A 20,487-nucleotide genomic window follows, 5' to 3' on the forward strand; every position below is an offset into this window, starting at 1 on the left:
AGGATGCACGGGGGGTCACATCAGGAGGCAGCAGTGCACGAGTTCGACCTGGTCCTGCCCGCGGAGGTCGACGTCCGCGAGGTGGGCATGCGCGACGGCCTCCAGCTCGAGGCGCCCGTCCCGCTCGACGCCAAGCTGGAGATGCTCGACGCGCTCGTCGCCACCGGCGTCCGCCGGATCGAGGTGACGTCGTTCGTCTCGCCCAAGGCCGTGCCCGCGCTGGCCGACGCCGACCGGGTCGCCGCCGAGCTGGACCGCTGGCCGGGTGTGCACTGGTCGGCGCTGGTCGCCAACCCGCGCGGCGCCGTCCGGTCGGTCGACGCCGGCGTCGCCGACCTCGAGTACGTGGTGTCGGCCGCCGACGGGCACAGCCGGGCCAACGCCGGCCGCTCCACCGCCGAGGCGGTCGCCGCCGTCGGCGAGATCGCCGGGCTCGCGCACGGCGCCGGCGGCTCGCTCGAGGTCATCATCGCCACCGCCTGGGACTGCCCCTTCGACGGGCGGACCCCGATCGCCCGCACCGTCGACGTCGCCCGCGCCGCCGTCACCGCCGGCGCCGACCAGCTGTGCCTGGGCGACACCATCGGGACGACGACCCCGCTGCGCGTCGTCCAGATGCTGGACGCCGTCCGCCGCGCCTGCCCGGGGATCCCGGTGGGCGTGCACTTCCACGACACCCGCGGCACCGGTCAGGCCAACGCGCTGGCCGCGGTGCAGGCCGGGGTGACCCAGCTGGACGCCTCCATCGGCGGGCTCGGTGGCTGCCCGTTCGCGCCGGGGGCCAGCGGCAACATCGCCACCGAGGAGCTGGTCTACATGCTGGAGGAGTCCGGCGTCCGCACCGGGCTGGACCTCGACGCGCTGCTGGTGGCGGCCGCCGCGACCGAGCGCGCCGTCGGGCACGAGCTGCCCAGTTCGCTGTACCGCGCGGGCGGGCGCTCCGTGCCGCGCACCGCGGACGCCCCGTGAGCGCCGCCGGCGAGCCGCAGCGGATCGTCGACCCGCGGGTGATGCGCGACGTCCTGGGCCACTTCGCCTCCGGCGTCACCGTGCTCACCGCGGTCACCGCCGAGGGCCCGATCGGCTTCACCTGCCAGTCGTTCAGCTCGCTGTCGCTGGACCCGCCGCTGGTCGCGTTCGCCCCCGCCCGCTCCTCGCGGACCTGGGCGCAGCTGCGCACCCTCGGCCGGTTCTGCATCAACGTGCTGGCCGAGGGGCAGGACGACGTCTCGCAGAACTTCGCCCGCTCCGGTGCCGACAAGTTCGCCGGGGTGCCGTGGACGGCGAGCCCGCACGGCGCACCGGTCCTGGACGACGTCGTCGCCTGGATCGACGGCGAGCTGTGGGCGGAGTACGACGGCGGGGACCACACCATCGTCGTCGCCCGCGTGCTCGACCTCGGCGCCTCCGCCGACCGGCGCCCGCTGCTGTTCCACCGCGGCTCCTACGGGCTGCTGCACCGCCCGGAGGGCTGACCCCGCGGGTGTGACGGGGCGGCCCGGCGGGCACCGCTGGGGGCGGACACCGCGAGGAGGGACCGCCATGGGACTGCTCGACCGGCTCTTCGGCCGCCGCCCGCAGCAGCACGCCGCGCCGTACGGGGCCCCGGGGCACCCGGACCGGGCCCCGGGCCGCTACGCCCGTCAACCCGACGGGCAGCCGCTGCCGGACGAGCAGGCCGTCGCCCGCTACCGCTACCTGCTGCGCACCGCGCCGCCCGAGCAGATCGAGCAGGCGCACGCGGAGGCGTTCGCCCAGCTCACCACCGACCAGCGCCAGCAGGTGCTCGCCCAGCTGGCCGCAGTCACCCCGGCCGCCGAGCGCCCGCGCACCGACGACGTCGAGACCCTCGCGCGGGTGGCCACCCGCGCGGAGATGCGGCAGCCCGGCACGCTCGAGCGGGCGCTCGGCGGCTACGGCCCCGGCTATGGCGCCCAGCCCGGCTACGGCGGTGGCTACGGCGGGCGCCCCGGCTACGGGTACGGCGGCGGGATGGGCATGGGCGGCATGATCGGCGGCAGCCTGCTCGGCACCATCGGGGGCCTGGTCATCGGCTCCGCGGTCGCCGACGCGCTGTTCGACACCGGCCTGGGCGACGGCGGCCTGTTCGGCGGTGGCGACGAGGAGGCCTACGCGGAGGGCTACCAGGACGGCGCGGACTCCGGCGACTACGGCGGCGACCACGCGGGCGGCGACTACGGAGGGGACTTCGGAGGTGGCGACTTCGGGGGTGGCGATTTCGGGGGTGGCGACTTCTGAGCTGCGCGCCTGCCGGCTCGAGCCTCCTGGACTCAGTGCCCCGCCGGGCCCGCCGCCCGGCGCCGGAGCAGCAGCCACAGGCCGAGCACCGGCAGCACCAGCGGGATGAACAGGTAGCCACGGCCGTAGCCCGACCACACCGTCTCGTCCGGGAACGCCGCCGCGTCGGCCAGCGACAGCGTGCCCACGACCAGCACCCCGACCAGCTCGATGCTGATCGCGACCAGCGCCACCCGGCGCCCCCGCGGCCCGCGCGCCAGCGCCACGGTCGCGACGAGGTAGATCACCGCGGCCAGCGCGGACAGCAGGTAGGCCAGCGGGGCCTCGTCGAAGCGGGTCGCCAGCTGCACGGCGGCCCGGGCCCCCGCGGCGAGCGCGAAGACGGCGTACAGCGCCACGAGCACGCGGGCCGCGCCGGATCCGGAGCCCGCCTCGGCGGGCGCCCCCAGCGCGCGGTCGTCAGGCACCCGTCGCCTCCCAGAGCTCGAGCAGCCGCCACACCATGACACCGACCGAGGCGCCCGCGACGGCGAGCACGGTGCCCGCCCAGCGGCTCACCTCGGAGCGGGCCCACAGCACTCCGGCGACCGGGATGAGCACCGCGCCGGAGAGGTAGCCGAGGAAGGTCGGGGGGTCGGCGGGGGTGTCGCCGTCCATCGCGAGCAGCGCGGCTCCGGCCTGCAGGAGCAGCAGCGCCTCGAGGACGCCGGCCAGCACCAGGTGCACCAGGCCGGTGCGCCGGCGGGCGAGCGTCGAGGCCAGCCCGGCCACCACCAGCAGCGTCGCCACGACGGTGATCGCGACGACGAGGGGGAGCTGCACCCGCTCATCCTCCCGCGCGGCTCCGCCCGCCCCGCGCAGGGGCGGGCGGAGCGTCGCTCAGCGGTGCACCGAGGACATGTCCGGGGCGACCGGGCGGCCGACCCCCCTGCCGGGCATCCGGAAAGGGTGTGGCAGGTTAGGCGCGGCTTACTTAGGCATACCTACCCTCACTCCCGACAGGAGCACGATGCGCACCGCCGTCCGGCCGCTCGCGGCCCTCGCCCTCCCCCTGGCCGCCGTCCTGGCGCTCTCCGCCTGCGGGGAGGACGCCGCTGCCGGGACCGCCGCCGACGACGCGGGCACCGTCTCCTTCACCTGGGACCGGAACGTCAACGCCGCCGACGAGGACGCCGACCCCGAGCTCGAGGAGACCACCGTCGAGGTCCGGAAGAATCCGGAGAGCATCGTCGTCTTCGACATGGCCAGCCTGGACACCATCGGTGCCCTCGGCGGCGAGGTCGCCGGGGCACCCCTGGACTCCGTGCCGGACTACCTCGAGAAGTACCTGGCCGACGACGCGTTCAACGCCGGCACGCTCTTCGAGGCCGACCTCATCGAGGTCGAGGCGCAGCAGCCCGACCTCATCGTCATCGGCGGCCGCTCGTCGGCGCTCTACGACGAGCTCAGCGAGATCGCCCCGACGGTCGACCTCAGCCTGCGCGGCACGTACCTGGAGAACCTCGAGCGCAACGCCACCTTCCTCGGGGAGGTCCTCGGCGCCGAGGACGAGGCGGCGGCCGCGATCGCCGAGATCGCCGACGGCCTCGAGGAGGCGCGCGCCGTCACCGCCGACGCAGGCACCGGCCTGGGCCTCATGGTCTCCGGCGGTCAGCTGAGCGCCATGGCGCCGGCGGGCGAGGGCACCGACGCCCGCGGCGCCCGCGGTGGGCTCATCTACGACGCGTTCGGCGTGCAGCCGGTGGTCGACGACATCAAGGCCGCCACCCACGGCGAGCCGGTCTCCTTCGAGTTCCTGCTCGAGACCAACCCTGACCACCTGTGGGTCGTCGACCGCGACGCCGCCACCGGTGAGGCCGGCGCGCAGGCGGCCGAGGCCGTGCTGGACAACGAGATCGTGAAGCAGACCAAGGCGGCGCAGGCCGGCCAGATCGTCTACCTGGACCCGGTCGCCTGGTACGTGGTCTTCGGCGGCATCGACACCACGAAGATCATGATCGACGACGTCCTGCAGATCGCCGGATGACCGGGCCGGTGCCCCCCCGGCGCCGTCGCTGACCGACGTGACCGTGCTCGACCGCCCCCTGACGAGCACCCTCCCCCGCCTGCGGCCCCGCCGCACGTGGGTGGGGGTGCTCGTCGGCGTGCTGCTCGCCGTCCTCGCCGTCCTCAGCCTGTTCGTCGGGGTCTCCGACGTGACGCCGCTGTCGGTGCTCCGCGGGGACACCGACGGCCACGCGGCCTTCCTGCTCGTCGCCAGCCGCATCCCGCGCACCCTGGCGGTGCTCCTCGTCGGTGCCTCGCTCGGCATCGCCGGGCTGATCATGCAGATGCTCGTGCGCAACAAGTTCGTGGAGCCGGGCACCACCGGGGTCAGCGAGTTCGCCACCCTCGGCATGCTCGTCACGATCGTGTTCTTCCCGGGCCTGGCCGTCGTCGGGAAGATGGGCGTCGCCGCCGTCTTCGGCCTGGTCGGCACCTGGGTGTTCCTGCGGGTGGTCCGCGTCGTGCCGGTGCGCCAGCTGGTGCTGGTGCCGCTGGTCGGGATCATGCTCGGCGGCGTCGTCGCCGCGGTCACCACGTTCGTCGCCTACCGGCTGGACCTGCTGCAGTCGCTGGGCCAGTGGTCCCAGGGCAGCTTCGCCACGGTCATGCAGGGCCGCTACGAGTTCCTGTGGATCGCCGGGGCGATGGTCGTCGTCGCCTGGATCGCCGCCGACCGGTTCAGCGTCATCGGCCTGGGCGAGGAGTTCGCCACCAACCTCGGCCTGGACTACCGGCGGGTGGTCGCCATCGGCATGGTGGTGGTCGCGGTCATCACCGCGGCGGTGCTGGTCACCGCGGGCATGATCCCGTTCCTCGGCCTGGTGGTCCCCAACGTGGTCAGCCTGATCATCGGCGACAACGTGCGCCGCGCCATCCCGTGGGTCGCCGGCCTCGGTGCCCTGCTGGTGCTGGCCTGCGACCTCGTCGCCCGCGTCGTCCGCATGCCCTACGAGATCCCGCTGTCGGTGGTGGTCGGCGTCGTCGGCGCCGTGCTGTTCCTCTGGCTGCTGCTGCGGAGGGGGAGCCGTGCTCGCTGACCCGACCGCCCCGGCGCGCCCGCCCGCGCCCGCCCGGCTCGCCGGCGCCTGGGCGCGGCCCGCCGTCCGGCTCGCCGTGCTGGCCGCCGTCGTCCTCGCGCTGGTCGGCGCCTACCTGTTCACCGACGTCCCGGGCTCGCTGTCCTTCGCCCTGGAGCACCGCAGCCGCACGGTGCTGGCGATGCTGGTCGTCTCGACGGCGGTCGGCGTCTCGACCGTCGTCTTCCACACCATCACGCAGAACCGCATCCTGACGCCGTCGATCATGGGCTTCGACGCCTTCTACGTGCTGATCTCCAACGGTGATCGTCTTCTTCTCCGGGTCCGCGGCGTTCCTGGCGTTCGACGAGCTCACGCTCTGGCTCACCCAGGTCGCGGTCATGGTGGCGTTCAGCGTGCTGCTGTTCACCTGGCTGTTCGGGGGCAAGCGCCGCTCGATCCACCTGATGCTGCTGGTGGGCATCGTGCTGGGCACGTTCTTCCGCGCCTTCACCGAGTGGATGCAGCGGATGCTGGACCCGCTGGACTTCCAGGTGCTCTCCGATGCGATGTTCGCCTCGCTGACCCGGCCGGACGAGACGCTGCTGGCGCTGAGCGCCGTCCTCGTCGCGGTGGGTTGCGCCGCGGTCGTGCCGCTGCGGCGCACCCTCGACGTGCTCACCCTCGGCGAGCCGACGGCCGTCGGACTGGGCGTGGACCACCGCCGCGTCGTCATGGTCCTGTTCGCCGCCGTCTCGGTGATGATCGCGGCGTCGACGGCGCTGGTCGGGCCGATCCTGTTCTTCGGCCTAATCGTGGCCAACCTGGCCTACTCCTACGCCGGCTCCTTCCGGCACGTCTGGACCCTGCCGACGGCGGTGCTGCTCGGCATGGTCTGCCTGCTCGGCGGCCAGCTCGTCCTCGAGCGGCTGCTCGGCTACGGCGGCACCCTCTCCACCGTCATCGACTTCGCCGGTGGGCTGTTCTTCCTGTACCTCGTCCTGCGGAAGGGGGCGCGGTGATCGCGCTCGAGCACGTCACGAAGCGCTACGGCAGCACGACGGTCGTCGACGACGTCTCGCTCGCCTTCGGCGAGGAGGGGGTGACGGCGCTGATCGGCCCCAACGGCGCCGGGAAGTCGACGCTGTTCTCCCTGGTCGGCCGGCTGCTCGCCCCGGACGCCGGCCGGGTGACCGTCGACGGGCAGGACGTGGCGACGACGCCGTCCAGCCGGCTGGCGACGACGCTGGCGGTGCTGCGCCAGGACAACCACGTCGCCGCCCGGCTCACCGTGCACGACCTGGTCGAGTTCGGCCGCTTCCCGCACTCGCGGGGCCGGCTGACCGTGCACGACCGCGAGCACATCGAGCGGGCGATCGACTACCTCGACCTCGGCGCCTACCGGGACCGGTTCCTCGACGAGCTCTCCGGCGGCCAGCGGCAGCGGGCGTTCATCGCGATGGTGCTGGCCCAGGACACCCGCTACGTGCTGCTCGACGAGCCGCTGAACAACCTGGACCTGCGGCACATGACCGAGATCATGCGGCTCATCCGGCGCATGGCCGACGAGCTCGGCAAGCGGGTGGTCATCGTGCTGCACGACATCAACTTCGCCGCGACCTACGCCGACCGGATCGTCGCGATGCGCGACGGAGCGGTGGTGGCCGACGCCCCCGCCCGCGAGGTCATGCGCCCCGAGGTGCTCGGCGCGGTCTACGACACCCCGGTCGACGTGCGCGAGATCGACGGCAAGCCGGTCGCCCTCTACTACGGCTGACCCCCGCGCTGGGATCAGGGAACCTGATCCCAGCGCCTCCTCCCCCACGGTGCACCACGAGGGAGGACGCGCTCCGGTGAGGGAGGACGACGTCGGGGCGCCGGGGTAACCGCGCGGCGACGGCGTCGTTGGGACAGGGCGCACACCGTCGTGCTCCCGCCTGGAGGGCCCATGCGCCGCTCGTCCCGCCGTCTCCCCCGCCGCCTCGCCGGTGCCCTGAGCGGGGCGGTCGTCGTCGCCGCGCTGACGGCGCCGTCGGCCTCGGCCGCGCCCCCCGAGGCACTGGCACCGGTCCAGGACTTCCTGGCCGACCAGCTCGCCGGCCTCGCCGCCGGGGTCCCGACGACGGTGCTGGTGCACGGCACCGACATCGCCGCCGCGCGCTCGGCGGTCGAGGCTTCCGGCCTGGTCCCGGTCACCGAGTTCGAGAAGATCGGCGTAGTCGTGGCCTCCGGCACCGCCGACCGCGTGGAGCAGGCCCGCCGGCAGCCCGGCGTCACCTACCTCGAGGGCAACGCCCCGATCGAGTTCGCGCAGGAGACCTCGAACACCGCCACCCGCGGCGCCGAGGCCGTGGCCACGCTGACCGGCGCCGACGGTAGCCCGCTCGACGGCAGCGGCGTCTCGGTCGCGGTCATCGACTCCGGCGTCGACTCGAACCACCCCTACCTCCGCGACCCCGACGGCAGCAGCGCCGTCGTCGCCAGCCTGAAGAGCCTGTGCCTGGTCGAGGCGACGCCGACGACGGACTGCGTCGTCCCGGTGCCGACCGTGCTGGACACCGACACGCTCTCCCTCGGCGGGCACGGCACGCACGTGAGCGGCATCGTGGCCGGCCGGCCGACGACGCTGTCGGACGGCGCGCGGCTGCAGGGCGCCGCCCCCGGCGCGAGCCTGGTCAGCATCTCCACCGGCGCGGTGCTGCTCATCGTGGGCGCCGACTCCGCGCTGAACTGGGTGCTGGAGAACCACGAGGCGCCGTGCGGCGCGGGCGTCTCCCCCGAGGTGTGCCCGCCGATCAAGGTGACCAACAACAGCTACGGCCCGACCGGCGGTGGCGCGTTCGACCCGAACTCCGCGACCGTCAAGCTGCAGCGAGCGCTGGCCGCCGAGGGCGTGGTCACGGTCTGGGCCGCGGGCAACGACGGCGGCGACGGCTCGGCCTCGCTCACCAACCCGCCCGGCCAGGACCCGACCGGCGGCATCCTCTCGGTCGCCTCCTACTCCGACCAGGAGACCGGCACCCAGGACGGCGCCGTCAGCGAGTTCTCCTCCCGCGGCGCGGCCGCCGACCCCTCCACCTGGCCCGACCTCTCGGCCCCTGGCGACACGATCACCTCGGCCTGCCGGCCCTACCTGCCGATCTGCGCCACCGGCCTGGACTTCCGCAACGGGCCCGGCCTGCTCGACCTGGGCACGTTCAACACGATCAGCGGGACGTCGATGGCCGCTCCGCACATCGCCGGCATCGTCGCCCAGCTCTTCCAGGCCGACCCGACGGCCACGCCCGCCGAGATCGAGGCGGCCCTCACCGGCACCGCGCACCGCTTCGGCGACGGCGCGCCCTACGTGTCGGTCGGTGGCCGCACCACCTCCTACGACAAGGGCGCCGGCCTGGTCGACGTCGTCGCCGCCGTCGCCCGCCTGACCGGGAGCTGAACTCGCCGGGAAAACCCCAGGGGCGGAGATGGCCATTTCCGCCCCGGGGGTGTTCCACGTGGAACGGTCGCGTGATCTTGCTCTCGGAGGGGCGTGAAGGGCGCCGAGCGGGTTAGATCGTTCTGCATGTGCGGCCTGTGCGGAGAGATCACCTTCGACGGAACGACGGCGGACACGACCGCCGTCGCACGCATGGTGGAGGCGCTGGTCCCGCGCGGACCGGACGGCCAGGGTTCGTGGAGCAACGGCCGGGTCGCGTTCGGGCACCGCCGGCTGTCGGTCATCGACCTCTCCACCTGCGGCTCGCAGCCGATGGTCGACAACGAGCTCGGCCTGACCGCCGTCTTCAACGGCTGCATCTACGACTACCAGGAGCTGCGGGCCGAGCTCGAGGGCCACGGCTACCGCTTCTTCTCGCACAGCGACACCGAGGTGATCCTCAAGGGCTACCACCACTGGGGCCCCGACGTCGTCTCGCACCTGCACGGCATGTTCGCGTTCGTCATCGCCGAGCGGGACACCGGCCGCGTGGTCATGGCCCGCGACCGGCTGGGCATCAAGCCGCTCTACCTGGCCGAGACGCCGGGCAAGCGGCTGCGGTTCGCCTCCACGCTGCCGGCGCTGCTCAAGGCCGGGGACGTCGACACGAGCATCGACCCGGTCGCGCTGCACCACTACCTGACCTGGCACGCCGTCGTCCCGGCGCCGCGGACCATCCTCAACGGCGTCCGCAAGCTCCCGCCGGCGACGCTGCGGATCATCGAGGCCGACGGGACGAGCACCGAACGCCGCTACTGGAACGCCACCTACGAGCGCCGCGCCGAGCACGCGACCTGGTCCGCCCGCGACTGGGAGGACGCCATCGAGGAGGCGCTCCGGGTGGCCGTGCGCCGGCGCCTGGTCGCCGACATCCCGGTGGGCGTGCTGCTCTCCGGTGGCCTGGACTCCAGCCTGATCGTCGGCCTGCTCGCGCAGGAGGGGCAGACGGGCCTGGCCACCTACTCGATCGGCTTCGAGTCAGTCGGCGGGCACGAGGGCGACGAGTTCGCCTACTCCGACGTCATCGCCGAGCACTTCGGCACCGACCACCACCGCATCCGCGTGGGCGCCGACGAGCTCGCCGGCGCGCTGGGCCACGCCATCGGCGCGATGGCCGAGCCGATGGTCAGCCACGACGTCGTCGCCTTCGACCTGCTCAGCGAGCGGGTGTCCCAGACGATCAAGGTGGTGCAGTCCGGGCAGGGGGCCGACGAGGTCTTCGCCGGCTACCACTGGTACCCGCCGCTGGCCGGTGTCGGCCGCGAGCAGGCCGTGCAGACTTACGCGAAGGCCTTCTTCGACCGCGACCACGCGCAGATGCGCGGCGTCGTCTCCGACCGGTACGTACCCTGGCCGAGGACCCGAGCCTGGCCTTCGTGCGCGCGCACATGGAGGCGGCCGGGGCGGAGACGGCGGTGGACGCCGCGCTGCGGCTGGACAGCGAGATCATGCTGGTCGACGACCCGGTCAAGCGCGTCGACAACATGTCCATGGCCTGGGGCCTGGAGGCCCGGGTGCCCTTCCTGGACCACGACCTGGTGGAGCTGGCGGCGTTGTGCCCGCCGGAGCTCAAGCTGGCCGACGGCGGCAAGGGCGTGCTCAAGGCGATCGGCCGCCGGATCATCCCGCCGGAGGTCATCGACCGGCCCAAGGGCTACTTCCCGGTCCCCTCGATCACCCACCTCGAGGGCAAGGTGCTCGGCCTGGTCCGCGACGCGCTCACCAGCGACGCGGCCCGCGACCGCGGCCTGTTCCGCGACGAGTACGTCCGCGAGCTGCTCGCCGACCCCAACGGGGAACTGACCCCGCTGCGCGGCAACAAGCTCTGGCAGCTGGGCCTGCTCGAGCTGTGGCTGCAGAGCCACGTGGTCTGAGGTGTCCGGCATGACCCGCCTCGCCGGCCACCGGCGCCGCACCCCGGTCAGCACCCCGCCCATGACCGACCGGTCGTGGCGCGAGCCCTCGGAGCACCAGCGCCAGGGCATGCGGGCCGACGTCGTCCTCGACATGGGCTGGGGCCGGCTCGTGATGGGGCAGACCTTCGGCGACCTGCGCGGCATCGTCGACGCCCTGCGCGCGGAGGAGAGCGGCGAGCGGGACATCTGCATCTACCCGCGGGACCCGCACGTGCTGGTCGGACTCGCCCCCGACGAGCTGTTCATCGACCCGAGCTACACCTACCGGCTGGACCTGCACCGCTACCGGCCGCGCCCCGAGCTGATCCGCGACGTCTTCGTCCGGACTGCGACCTCCCGCGCGGACATGGACGCGATCAACGAGATCTACGCGCTCAACGGCATGGTCGTCGGGGAGTCCGACGTCATGTGGTCCAACCACCGGACCCGCGCCTTCACGTACCTGGTCGCCGAGGACCAGCGCACCGGCCGCGTCATAGGCACGGTCACCGGCGTCGACCACGCCCTGGCCTTCGACGACCCCGAGGCCGGCACCAGCCTGTGGTGCCTCGCCGTCCACAACCAGGATGCCCCGCCCGGCACCGGCGAGGCGCTGGTGCGGGTGCTCGCCGAGCGGTACGTCGGCCGCAGCCGCGCTTACCTGGACCTCTCGGTCATGCACGACAACGAGGCCGCGATCCGGCTCTACCGCAAGCTCGGCTTCTCGCGGGTCTCCGCGGTCTGCGTCAAGCGCAAGAACCCGATCAACACGCCGCTGTTCGCCGCCCGGCCCCCGGGCCTGGAGGAGCTCAACCCGTACGCGCTGATCATCGCCGAGGAGGCGCTGCGCCGCGGCATCCGCGTCGAGGTGACCGACGCCGAGTGGGGCGAGCTGCGGCTGTCGGTCGGCGGGCGGACCGTCGTCACCCGTGAGTCGCTGTCGGAGTTCACCACCGCGGTGGCGATGAGCCGCTGCGACGACAAGCGGGTGACCCGCCGGATCATGGAGCGCGCCGGTGTGCGCGTCGCCCGCGGCGCGCTGGCCTGCGACGGCGAGCTGGACGACGCGCTGGCCCTGGTGGCCGACGTGGGCGCCGTCGTCGTCAAGCCGGCGCGGGGCGAGCAGGGCCGCGGGATCACCGTCGGGGTGGAGGACGAGGAGGCGCTGCGCCGCGCCGTCGACCACGCCCTGCAGTTCTGCCCCGACGTCCTGGTCGAGGAGCTCGTGCCCGGCCAGGACCTGCGGGTGCTGGTCATCGACCGGGCGGTCGTGGCGGCCGCCGTCCGCCGTCCCGCCGAGGTCATCGGCGACGGCCGCAGCACGGTCACCGAGCTGATTCGGGCCACCAGCCGCCGGCGCGAGCGGGCAACGGGCGGTGAGTCGCGCATCCCGCTGGACGCCACGACCACCGAGGTGGTCGCGGCGGCCGGGTACGGGATGGACGACGTCCCCCCGAACGGGGAGCGCATTCAGGTGCGGCGCACGGCGAACCTGCACACCGGCGGCACGATCGACGACGTCACCGACCAGCTGCACCCGGAGGTCGCCGCCGCCGCCGTCCGCGCCGCCGAGGCGCTGGGCATCCCGGTGACCGGCATCGACTTCCTGGTGCCCGACGTCGCCGGGCGGGACTACGTCTTCATCGAGGCCAACGAGCGCCCGGGCCTGGCCAACCACGAGCCGCAGCCGACGGCGGCGAGGTTCGTGGACCTGCTGTTCCCCGAGACCCGCCGCCGCTGACGCCCGTCGCTGGGATCAGGTGACCTGATCGTCGAGCGTCCTCCCTCGCGGTGCGCGGTGAGGGAGGACGCTCGGCGGGAAGGGAGGACGCCGCTCAGAGACCGAGCTCGGCGCGGATCTCGTCACTGTGCTGGCCGGCGCGCGGAACGGAGCCCACCGAGCCGGGGGTCGCCGAGAACCGGGGGGCGACGGCGGGCTGCACGGTGCCGTCGACCTCGACGAACACCTCCCGCTCGCGGTTGTGCTCGTCCTGCGTGGCCTCGAGCAGCGACCACACCGGCGCGACGCAGGCGTCGGTGCCGGAGAAGACCTGCCACCACTCGTCGCGGGTCCGGCTCGCGAACAGCTCGGTGAACCGCTCGCGAAGCGCCGGCCACTGCTCGGGCTTGTACCGGTCGGGGAAGGACTCGTCACCGGCCACGCCCAGGCCCTGGAGGAGGGCGGCGTAGAACTGCGGTTCGAGCGCGCCGACGGCGAGGAACTGGCCGTCCGCGCAGCGGTAGACGTCGTAGAACGGCGCGCCGGTGTCGAGCAGGTTGACGCCCCGCTCGTCCTGCCACCCGCCGGTGGAGAGCATCCCGTGGATCATCGTGGTGAGGACGGCGGTGCCGTCGACGATCGCGGCGTCGACGACCTGGCCGGTCCCGGTGGCCCGGGCGTGCAGCAGCGCGGCCACCGCGCCGAGGGCGAGGAACACGCCGCCGCCGCCGAAGTCGCCGAGCAGGTTGATCGGCGGCGCCGGGCGCTCGTCGGGGCGCCCGCTGGCACCCAGGGCGCCGGTGAGGGCGATGTAGCCGATGTCGTGGCCGGCGCTGTGCGACAGCGGGCCGGTCTGGCCCCACCCGGTCATCCGGCCGTAGACCAGCGCCGGGTTCTCCGCGAGCAGCGCGTCGGGGCCCAGGCCCAGCCGCTCCATGACGCCGGGGCGGAAGCCCTCGAGCAGCACGTCGGCGCGCCGCACCAGCGCGCGGACGACCTCGAGGTCGGCCGGGTCCTTGAGGTCCAGGGCGATCGAGCGCTTGCCGCGGTCCAGCAGCGAGGTCGCGCCGAGGCCTCCCCCGCCGCCCTTGCGGTCGATGCGGATCACGTCGGCGCCGAGGTCGGCCAGCAGCATGCCGCAGAACGGCCCCGGCCCCAGTCCGGCGAACTCCACCACGCGTACACCCGAGAGCGGACCCACGCCCATCTCCTCTGCGCCCCGGGGCCACGCCGTCGTGCCCCCACCTCGGTGGCATGCTGCCCGATGTCGGTCCAGGTGTGGTGACGGGGGGCACAGTGGGCGCCTACGTCGCCGCCGCGCTCGGGGGCGCCCTGGGTGCCCTGGCCCGCTGGGGGGTCGCCGAGGCGCTCCCCCACGAGCCGGCCGCGTGGCCGTGGGCCACGCTGCTGGTCAACCTGGTCGGCTGCCTGGTCCTCGGCGTGCTCGTCGGCCGGCTCTTCACCCGCACCGCGAACCCGCCGTGGCTGCGCCCGTTCCTCGGCACCGGTGTGCTGGGCGGCTTCACCACCTACTCGGCCTTCGCGGTGGAGACGGTGCAGCTGACCGAGGCGGGGCGCCCGGCGCTGGCCGCGGGGTACGTCGTCCTGTCCGTCGCCGGCGGCGTCGCCGCCGCGGGGCTGGGTGCGGTGGCCGGCCGGGCGCTGACGCGCCGTGCCCCGACGACGACGGCCCCGACGACGACGGCCCCGACGACGACGGAGCCACCCCGATGACGCCGCTGCTCGTCGTCCTGGGCGCGATGGCAGGGGCACCCCTGCGGCTGCTCGCCGAGCGGGTCGCGACCGCCCGCCGCGGCCCGGGGTCGGTCGCGGGGACGGCGGTGGTCAACGTCGCCGGCAGCGCCGTCCTCGGTCTCCTGCTCGGGCTGGCCGACGCCCCCTCCTGGCTGACGGCTCTGGTCGGCGTCGGCTTCTGCGGCACCCTCACCACGTTCTCCACGTTCGGTGCCGACGTCGTCCGGCTCGGCGAGCAGCGGCGACCCGGACCGCTGGTCGCCTACCTCGCCGGCACGCTGGTGCTCGGCATCGGCGCGGCGGCGGCCGCGTACGGGGCCGCCGGCCTGCTCTGACCGCCGCCTGTCGGTAGGGTTCCCCTCGGTATGACCGATCCCTCAGGAGAACAGGTCGGGGCCGAGAGCCCCGTCGTCGTCGTCGCCAACCGCCTCCCCGTCGACCAGGTCACCGACCCCGACGGCAGCACCCGCTGGCAGCGCAGCCCGGGCGGGCTGGTGACCGCGCTGGAGCCCTTCGTGGCCGGCCGGGGCGGCGCCTGGGTCGGCTGGTCGGGCTCGGCGGGCGAGGCGCCCGAGCCCTTCGAGTCCGGCGGCATGTCGCTGATCCCGATCCCCCTCACCGAGGACGAGGTCGACCGCTACTACGAGGGCATGTCCAACGCCTCGCTGTGGCCGCTGTACCACGACGTGGTCGAGAAGCCGGAGTACCACCGCGCCTGGTGGGACACCTACGTGCAGGTCAACAAGCGCTTCGCGGAGCGGACGGCGGAGATCGCCGCGGAGAACGCGGTCGTCTGGGTGCACGACTACCAGCTGCAGCTGGTGCCGGCGATGCTCCGGCAGCAGCGGCCCGACCTCACCATCGGCTTCTTCCTGCACATCCCGTTCCCGCCCTACGAGCTGTTCACCCAGCTGCCGTGGCGCTCGGCGATCGTCGAGGGGCTGCTCGGCGCCGACCTGGTGGGCTTCCAGCGGCCGGCCGCGGCCGCGAACTTCGTCCAGCTCGCCCGCCGGCTGCACGACCTGCCCGCCCGCGGGCCGGTCGTCGAGTACGACGGCCGGACGGTCGCCGCCCGGGCGTTCCCGATCTCGATCGACGTCGCGTCCTTCGACGAGCTGGCCCGCTCCCCCGAGGTGCTCGCCCGCGCCGCGGAGATCCGCGAGGAGCTCGGCAACCCGTCCAAGATCATCCTGGGCGTGGACCGGCTGGACTACACCAAGGGCATCGGCGTCCGGCTCAACGCCTTCGAGGAGCTGCTCGAGGACGGCGCGGTCGAGGCGCCGGACACGGTCCTGGTGCAGGTGGCCACGCCCAGCCGCGAGCGCGTCGAGCACTACGTGCACATGCGCGAGACGATCGAGCAGCAGGTCGGCCACATCAACGGCGTCTTCGGCTCGATCGCCGGCCCGGCGGTGCACTACTTCAACCAGTCGATGCCCCGCGAGGAGCTGGCCGCGCTGTACCGCGCCGCCGACGTACATGCTCGTGACGCCCTACCGCGACGGCATGAACCTGGTCGCCAAGGAGTACGTCGCCGCCCGCGGGGACCTCGGCGGCGCCCTGGTGCTGTCGGAGTTCGCCGGCGCCGCCGCCGAGCTCAAGCAGGCTTTCCTGGTCAACCCGCACGACATCGCCGGCGTGAAGAGCCAGCTCCTGCGTGCGCTGCGCATGGAGCCCGCCGAGGGCGCCAAGCGGATGCGGGCCATGCGACGGCACCTGGCGAAGAACGACCTGGACCGCTGGGCGAGCTCGTTCTTCCAGGCGCTCCACGACCAGGCCGACGGTCAGCCGACCGGCCGCTCGATCGGGCGGGAGTCCGCGCCCTTGTCGAACGGCCGGGGCGGAGCCCAGGGGTGAGCGGCCTCCCCGACGGACTGGCCGCGGCGCTGCGGGGGTTCGCCGCCCGGCGGCCGCTGCTGGTGGCCAGCGACTACGACGGCGTGCTGGCGCCGCTGGTCGACGTCCCGTCGGAGGCCGTGCCGCAGCCCGGCGCCGCCGAGGCGCTGGCCCGGCTCGCCGCGGCCCCGGGCGTGACGGTCGCGCTGGTCAGCGGGCGCGGGCTGGCCGACCTGCAACGCACCAGCGGGCTGACCGGGGAGCTGCGCTGGATCGGCAGCCACGGCGCCGAGTTCGACGGCCCGCTGACCGGGGAGCTCGCCGAGCGGCGCGACGCCCTCGCCGCCCGCTTCGCGGACCTGGTGGCGGGCACGCCCGGGGCGCGGCTCGAGGTGAAGCCCGCGGCCGTCGCCGTCCACGTGCGGCAGGTGACCGACCGCCCGGCCGCGGCCGCGCTGCTGGCGGCCGCGGGTGCACTCGTGGATCCGTCACTGACGGTGAAGCCGGGCAAGGACGTGCTCGAGGTCGCCGTCACCGACGCCGACAAGGGCTCGGCGCTGCGCCGCCTGGCCGCGGAGCTCGGCGCCGCCGGCGTCCTCTACCTCGGGGACGACGTCACCGACGAGGACGCCTTCCGGGCGCTCGGCGCGGACGACGTGACGGTCAAGATCGGCGAGGGGGTCACCGCGGCCGCGCACCGGGTCCCCGACCCCGCCGCCGCGGTGCAGCTGCTGGAGTTCCTGGCCGACGCACTGGCCTGACCAGCGCTTCCTGCACCATTCCGCCGAACCCGGCGACCATTCCGGCAAGTCGACACATGGTCATTCCGGGGACGGTGACCACGGCCCGTCGTCACGATTGGGAAATCGGGCTCGAATGGTCTGGTGGAAATGTGGGCGGAGTCACCACACTTTCGCGCACCGACCCGGCCGCCCGGCCGTTTCCTCCGCTCCCCCGAAGGTGTGCCATGACGACTCCCGCCCCGCCCCGCGCCGCCCGGCGCACCGGCTGGTTCGCCGACCGCCCGCTGGCCGTGAAGTTCGGGGTGCTCATCGGCGTCGTCGTGCTGGCCCTGGCCGGGCTGGTCGGCGCGGCCCTCCTGGGCAACGCCGCCGTCCGTGACGGGAGCTCGGAGCTCGCGCACCTCAACGAGGCGGGCGAGCTGGTGCTGCAGCTCGACACCCGCGCCAGCGAGCTCAAGGTGGACGGCTTCAAGGCCGCCGTCCGGCCCGACCCCGAGGCCCAGCTCGAGGAGCTCGCCGAGGACATCGCCACCCCCGAGGCGCTGCTGGCCGAGCTCGCGCAGGTGCCGCTGACCGGGGACGCCGCCGCCGCGGTCGACGGGCTGGCCACGAGCTACGAGGCCTACACCGACGCGATCACCCTCTTCGTGAACGGTGCGATCGTCGACCAGGCGGCCGCCCGGCTCGCCTGGGAGGACATCCAGACGGCCAACGACCTGACCGACAGCGCCGTCGGGACGGCGAAGGACGCGCTGCTCGCCGAGAGCGCCGAGGCGCAGGTGCGCCTCGACGACGCGATCGCCCGCTCGCAGCTGACCTCGCTCGCCGTGGCCGGCGTCGGCCTGCTGGTGGTCCTCGGCATCAGCCGGCTGACGATGCGCTCGGTGACCCGGCCGGTGCAGGCGGTCCAGCGCTCGCTGCGGGCGCTGGCCGCCGGCGACCTGACCGTCGGGACCGGCGTGACGTCGAAGGACGAGCTGGGCCGGATGGCCGCCGACCTGGACGCCGCCCAGGCGGCGCTGCGCGAGGTGATGGCCGGTGTGGCCGGGTCCGCCCAGGCCGTGGCGGCGTCGTCGGAGGAGCTGTCGGCGTCCTCGGCGCAGATCTCGGCGTCGGCCGAGGAGACCAGCACGCAGTCGGGCGTGGTCTCCACCGCGGCCGAGGAGGTCTCCCGCAGCGTGGAGACCGTGGCCGCCGGTGCCGAGCAGATGGGCGCCTCGATCCGGGAGATCGCCAGCAACGCCGCCGAGGCCAGCCAGGTCGCCGCCCGCGCGGTCAGCGCCGCGGAGCACACGACGGCCACCGTGGCCAGGCTCGGCGAGTCGTCGGTGGAGATCGGCAACGTCGTGAAGGTGATCACGAGCATCGCGGAGCAGACCAACCTGCTGGCGCTCAACGCGACCATCGAGGCCGCGCGGGCCGGCGAGGCGGGCAAGGGCTTCGCCGTCGTCGCCAACGAGGTCAAGGAGCTGGCGCAGGAGACGGCGAAGGCGACCGAGGACATCGCGCGCCGGGTGAACGCCATCCAGGGCGACACCACCGCGGCGGTGGCGGCGATCGAGGAGATCAGCACGATCGTCGCTCAGATCTCCGACCGGCAGACCACGATCGCCTCGGCGGTGGAAGAGCAGACGGCGACGACGAACGAGATGAGCCGCTCGGTGCAGGAGGCGGCCTCCGGATCGGGGCAGATCGCGGAGAACATCGTCAGCGTCTCCACGGCGGCGGACTCCACCACCCAGGCGCTCGCCCAGACGCGCACGGCGGTCGACGAGCTCTCCCGGATGGCGTCGGACCTGCGCACGACGGTCGGCCGGTTCACCTACTGATGCCGCCCGCCGATCGGCGCACCTGCTGATCGGTTCGACTGCTGATCCGTTCTACTGCAGAGCACCCGGTCACCGCATTCCCGTTGTCGACAAAGGGACGACGGGAATGCGGTGACCGACCATTCTGCGCCGTGTTCTCCGACACGCCTGAGGCGCGTGTGAATCCGGACCATCCAGTGCCACATCCTGTGCTCGGACGCATTTCGCGTCATTCAGAGAGCGGCTCCCATCCCGCCGCTGCAGCGCCGAGCGAGGAATACCGACATGTCGAAGGCACGAAGCGAGCGGTTCCGCGAGAACGGTCCCCCGCGCCACTGGTACCGGGACCGCGGCATCGCGACCCGCATCTTCGCGATCAGCGCCGCGCTGATGATGGGCACGCTCGCGGCCACCGTGGCGGGCATCCACGGGACGCAGCGGGTGGGCGAGCTGCACGAGCAGGCGACGGCGGCGGTCGGGGTCCAGCGGACCGTCGAGGCGGCCCGGTACGACCTGCTCTGGGCGGCCAACTGGCAGAACATCACCGCCTGGAACGCCCGGGTGGTCGGCGGCCCGACGGCTGCCGCGCCGGGCGGGGACAACCTGGCCAACTACCGCGACGGCGCCGAGGGCTTCGAGCGGCTGTTCGACATCGACCGGGCCGAGCTGGACGCGCAGGCCGAGGCCAGCCTCGACGTCATCCAGGAGAACTGGACGGCGATGAGCGGCTACAACGAGCAGATCTTCGCGCTGTGGGCGCAGGGCCGGCTCGACGAGGGCGACGCGCTGTCCACCGGCGACAAGTGGGACGTCTTCTACGTCCTGGACCAGGCGATGACCGAGCTGGTCGACTCGGTCGACGCCCGGGTGGCGAGCACCGAGGCCGAGGTCGTCGACGCCAAGCGGGAGACCGTGCTGCTGTCGGTCGTCGTCTCGCTCGTCGCCTTCGTGCTCGGCGGCGGCCTGGCGTTCGCCGTCTCGCGCGGCATCGTGCGCGGCGTGCGCGAGGTGCAGGGCGGCCTGGAGCGCCTCGCAGCCCGCGACCTCACGGTGCGGATGCCGGTCCGTGGTCACGACGAGGTGGGCCAGATGACGGCGGCGCTCAACACCGCCGCCGACGCCATGTCCTCGACGATGGGCGAGATCGTGGCCGCCGCGGGTGCCGTGGCCGCCTCGTCGGAGGAGCTCTCCGCGTCCGCCGCCCAGATCTCCGCCGGTGCCCAGGAGACCAGCGCGCAGTCCGGTGTCGTGGCCGGCGCTGCCGAGGAGGTCAGCCGCAGCGTGGAGACCGTTGCTGCGGGCGCGGAGCAGATGGGTGCGAGCATCCGGGAGATCGCCAGCAACGCCGCGGAGGCCTCGGAGGTCGCCGGCCGGGCGGTGCTCGCCGCGGAGCGGACGACGGCCACGGTCGCCAAGCTGGGTGAGTCCTCGGTGGAGATCGGCAACGTCGTGAAGGTGATCACCAGCATCGCCGAGCAGACCAACCTGCTCGCCCTGAACGCCACGATCGAGGCGGCACGGGCCGGCGAGGCGGGCAAGGGCTTCGCCGTGGTCGCGAACGAGGTCAAGGAGCTGGCCCAGGAGACGGCGAAGGCGACCGAGGACATCGCCCGCCGGGTGCTGGCCATCCAGGGGGACACCACCGCTGCGGTGAGCGCCATCGAGGAGATCAGCAGCATCGTCGCGCAGATCTCCGACCGGCAGACCACCATCGCCTCGGCGGTGGAGGAGCAGACGGCGACGACCAACGAGATGTCGCGCTCGGTGCAGGAGGCGGCCTCGGGTTCGGGACAGATCGCGGAGAACATCACCGGGGTCAGCGCCGCCGCGGACTCCACCAACCAGGCGTTGAGCCAGACCCGCATCGCCGTCGACGAGCTGTCGCGGATGGCGGCCGACCTGCGCACCTCCGTCGGGCGGTTCAGCTACTGATC

General features: G+C 73.7%; 19 protein-coding genes and 3 pseudogenes. 19 read left to right on the forward strand and 3 right to left on the reverse strand.

Annotated features, from left to right (window positions below; all coding sequences use genetic code 11):
• Positions 1-33 precede the first annotated feature (33 nt).
• The 3 genes from JKP76_RS05230 to JKP76_RS05240 all read left to right on the forward strand — a co-directional run bounded on the left by JKP76_RS05230 (position 34) and on the right by JKP76_RS05240 (position 2,259).
• The gene (locus tag JKP76_RS05230) at positions 34-969 is read left to right on the forward strand and encodes a hydroxymethylglutaryl-CoA lyase (protein WP_200489843.1); all 936 of its coding nucleotides are present in this window, start codon (positions 34-36) and stop codon (positions 967-969) included.
• A complete protein-coding gene (locus tag JKP76_RS05235) occupies positions 966-1,475 on the forward strand; it encodes a flavin reductase family protein (RefSeq protein ID WP_309230057.1) in 510 nt (169 codons plus the stop codon). The genes JKP76_RS05230 and JKP76_RS05235 overlap by 4 nt, the downstream gene beginning before the upstream one ends.
• A gap of 67 nt (positions 1,476-1,542) precedes the next feature.
• A complete protein-coding gene (locus tag JKP76_RS05240) occupies positions 1,543-2,259 on the forward strand; it encodes a hypothetical protein (protein WP_200489844.1) in 717 nt (238 codons plus the stop codon).
• Between the two features lie 32 nt (positions 2,260-2,291).
• Here the strand turns inward: JKP76_RS05240 and JKP76_RS05245 are convergent, their stop codons facing one another.
• Both JKP76_RS05245 and JKP76_RS05250 read right to left on the reverse strand, forming a co-directional pair.
• The gene (locus tag JKP76_RS05245; RefSeq protein ID WP_200489845.1) at positions 2,292-2,726 is read right to left on the reverse strand and encodes a hypothetical protein; all 435 of its coding nucleotides are present in this window, start codon (positions 2,724-2,726) and stop codon (positions 2,292-2,294) included.
• Positions 2,719-3,081 carry a hypothetical protein gene (locus JKP76_RS05250; protein ID WP_200489846.1) on the reverse strand — a complete coding sequence of 121 codons (363 nt, stop codon included), beginning with the start codon at positions 3,079-3,081 and terminating at the stop codon, positions 2,719-2,721. The genes JKP76_RS05245 and JKP76_RS05250 overlap by 8 nt, the downstream gene beginning before the upstream one ends.
• Positions 3,082-3,268: 187 nt before the next feature.
• Here JKP76_RS05250 and JKP76_RS05255 point away from each other — a divergent pair, with 187 nt between their 5' ends.
• The 9 genes and pseudogenes from JKP76_RS05255 (at position 3,269) to ngg (ending at position 12,432) form a co-directional block, all read left to right on the forward strand.
• Positions 3,269-4,285, forward strand: a complete 1,017-nt coding sequence (locus tag JKP76_RS05255; RefSeq protein WP_200489847.1) for a siderophore ABC transporter substrate-binding protein — start codon at positions 3,269-3,271, stop codon at positions 4,283-4,285.
• Between the two features lie 37 nt (positions 4,286-4,322).
• Positions 4,323-5,342: an ABC transporter permease gene (locus JKP76_RS05260; protein ID WP_200489848.1), complete on the forward strand. Its 1,020-nt coding sequence runs from the start codon at positions 4,323-4,325 to the stop codon at positions 5,340-5,342.
• Between the two features lie 181 nt (positions 5,343-5,523).
• A pseudogene (locus tag JKP76_RS23910) lies at positions 5,524-5,577 on the forward strand (hypothetical protein); the annotation flags it as partial.
• A gap of 67 nt (positions 5,578-5,644) precedes the next feature.
• Positions 5,645-6,343, forward strand: coding sequence for an iron chelate uptake ABC transporter family permease subunit (locus tag JKP76_RS20380; RefSeq protein WP_200489850.1), 699 nt, complete (start codon positions 5,645-5,647; stop codon positions 6,341-6,343).
• Positions 6,340-7,098 carry an ABC transporter ATP-binding protein gene (locus JKP76_RS05275; RefSeq protein WP_200489851.1) on the forward strand — a complete coding sequence of 253 codons (759 nt, stop codon included), beginning with the start codon at positions 6,340-6,342 and terminating at the stop codon, positions 7,096-7,098. The genes JKP76_RS20380 and JKP76_RS05275 overlap by 4 nt, the downstream gene beginning before the upstream one ends.
• A 171-nt stretch (positions 7,099-7,269) precedes the next feature.
• On the forward strand, positions 7,270-8,757 hold the full coding sequence (locus tag JKP76_RS05280; protein WP_200489852.1) for a S8 family serine peptidase: 1,488 nt from the start codon (positions 7,270-7,272) through the stop codon (positions 8,755-8,757).
• A 126-nt stretch (positions 8,758-8,883) separates the two neighbouring features.
• Positions 8,884-10,083, forward strand: a pseudogene (locus JKP76_RS05285) (N-acetylglutaminylglutamine amidotransferase); the annotation flags it as partial.
• Positions 10,029-10,670: an asparagine synthase-related protein gene (locus tag JKP76_RS23915; RefSeq protein ID WP_375335643.1), complete on the forward strand. Its 642-nt coding sequence runs from the start codon at positions 10,029-10,031 to the stop codon at positions 10,668-10,670. The pseudogene JKP76_RS05285 and the gene JKP76_RS23915, both read left to right, overlap by 55 nt.
• Positions 10,671-10,680: 10 nt before the next feature.
• Complete coding sequence (gene ngg / locus JKP76_RS05290) at positions 10,681-12,432, forward strand: N-acetylglutaminylglutamine synthetase (RefSeq protein ID WP_200489853.1); 1,752 nt, start codon at positions 10,681-10,683, stop codon at positions 12,430-12,432.
• 94 nt (positions 12,433-12,526) lie between these two features.
• Here ngg and JKP76_RS05295 read toward each other — a convergent pair whose 3' ends face one another.
• On the reverse strand, positions 12,527-13,618 hold the full coding sequence (locus JKP76_RS05295; RefSeq protein WP_200489854.1) for a CaiB/BaiF CoA-transferase family protein: 1,092 nt from the start codon (positions 13,616-13,618) through the stop codon (positions 12,527-12,529).
• A 74-nt stretch (positions 13,619-13,692) separates the two neighbouring features.
• On the opposite strand from JKP76_RS05295, the gene crcB reads away from it, so the two are divergent.
• From crcB to JKP76_RS05325, 7 genes and pseudogenes are all read left to right on the forward strand, one after another.
• Positions 13,693-14,145, forward strand: a complete 453-nt coding sequence (gene crcB / locus JKP76_RS05300) for a fluoride efflux transporter CrcB (protein WP_309230061.1) — start codon at positions 13,693-13,695, stop codon at positions 14,143-14,145.
• Complete coding sequence (locus tag JKP76_RS05305) at positions 14,142-14,501, forward strand: CrcB family protein (RefSeq protein WP_200489856.1); 360 nt, start codon at positions 14,142-14,144, stop codon at positions 14,499-14,501. The genes crcB and JKP76_RS05305 overlap by 4 nt, the downstream gene beginning before the upstream one ends.
• Before the next feature lie 30 nt (positions 14,502-14,531).
• Positions 14,532-15,584: pseudogene (locus JKP76_RS05310) on the forward strand (trehalose-6-phosphate synthase); the annotation flags it as partial.
• An 88-nt stretch (positions 15,585-15,672) separates the two neighbouring features.
• Positions 15,673-16,023: a trehalose-6-phosphate synthase gene (locus JKP76_RS22945; protein WP_304504720.1), complete on the forward strand. Its 351-nt coding sequence runs from the start codon at positions 15,673-15,675 to the stop codon at positions 16,021-16,023.
• 62 nt (positions 16,024-16,085) lie between these two features.
• Positions 16,086-16,763: a trehalose-phosphatase gene (otsB, locus tag JKP76_RS05315; RefSeq protein ID WP_309232957.1), complete on the forward strand. Its 678-nt coding sequence runs from the start codon at positions 16,086-16,088 to the stop codon at positions 16,761-16,763.
• Positions 16,764-16,969: 206 nt separating this feature from the next.
• Positions 16,970-18,574: a methyl-accepting chemotaxis protein gene (locus JKP76_RS05320; RefSeq protein ID WP_200489858.1), complete on the forward strand. Its 1,605-nt coding sequence runs from the start codon at positions 16,970-16,972 to the stop codon at positions 18,572-18,574.
• Between the two features lie 264 nt (positions 18,575-18,838).
• Positions 18,839-20,485 carry a methyl-accepting chemotaxis protein gene (locus tag JKP76_RS05325; protein ID WP_242471191.1) on the forward strand — a complete coding sequence of 549 codons (1,647 nt, stop codon included), beginning with the start codon at positions 18,839-18,841 and terminating at the stop codon, positions 20,483-20,485.
• Positions 20,486-20,487: the final 2 nt, after the last annotated feature.

The organism is Blastococcus sp. TML/C7B, from assembly GCF_016612845.1.
Lineage (GTDB): Bacteria > Actinomycetota > Actinomycetes > Mycobacteriales > Geodermatophilaceae > Blastococcus.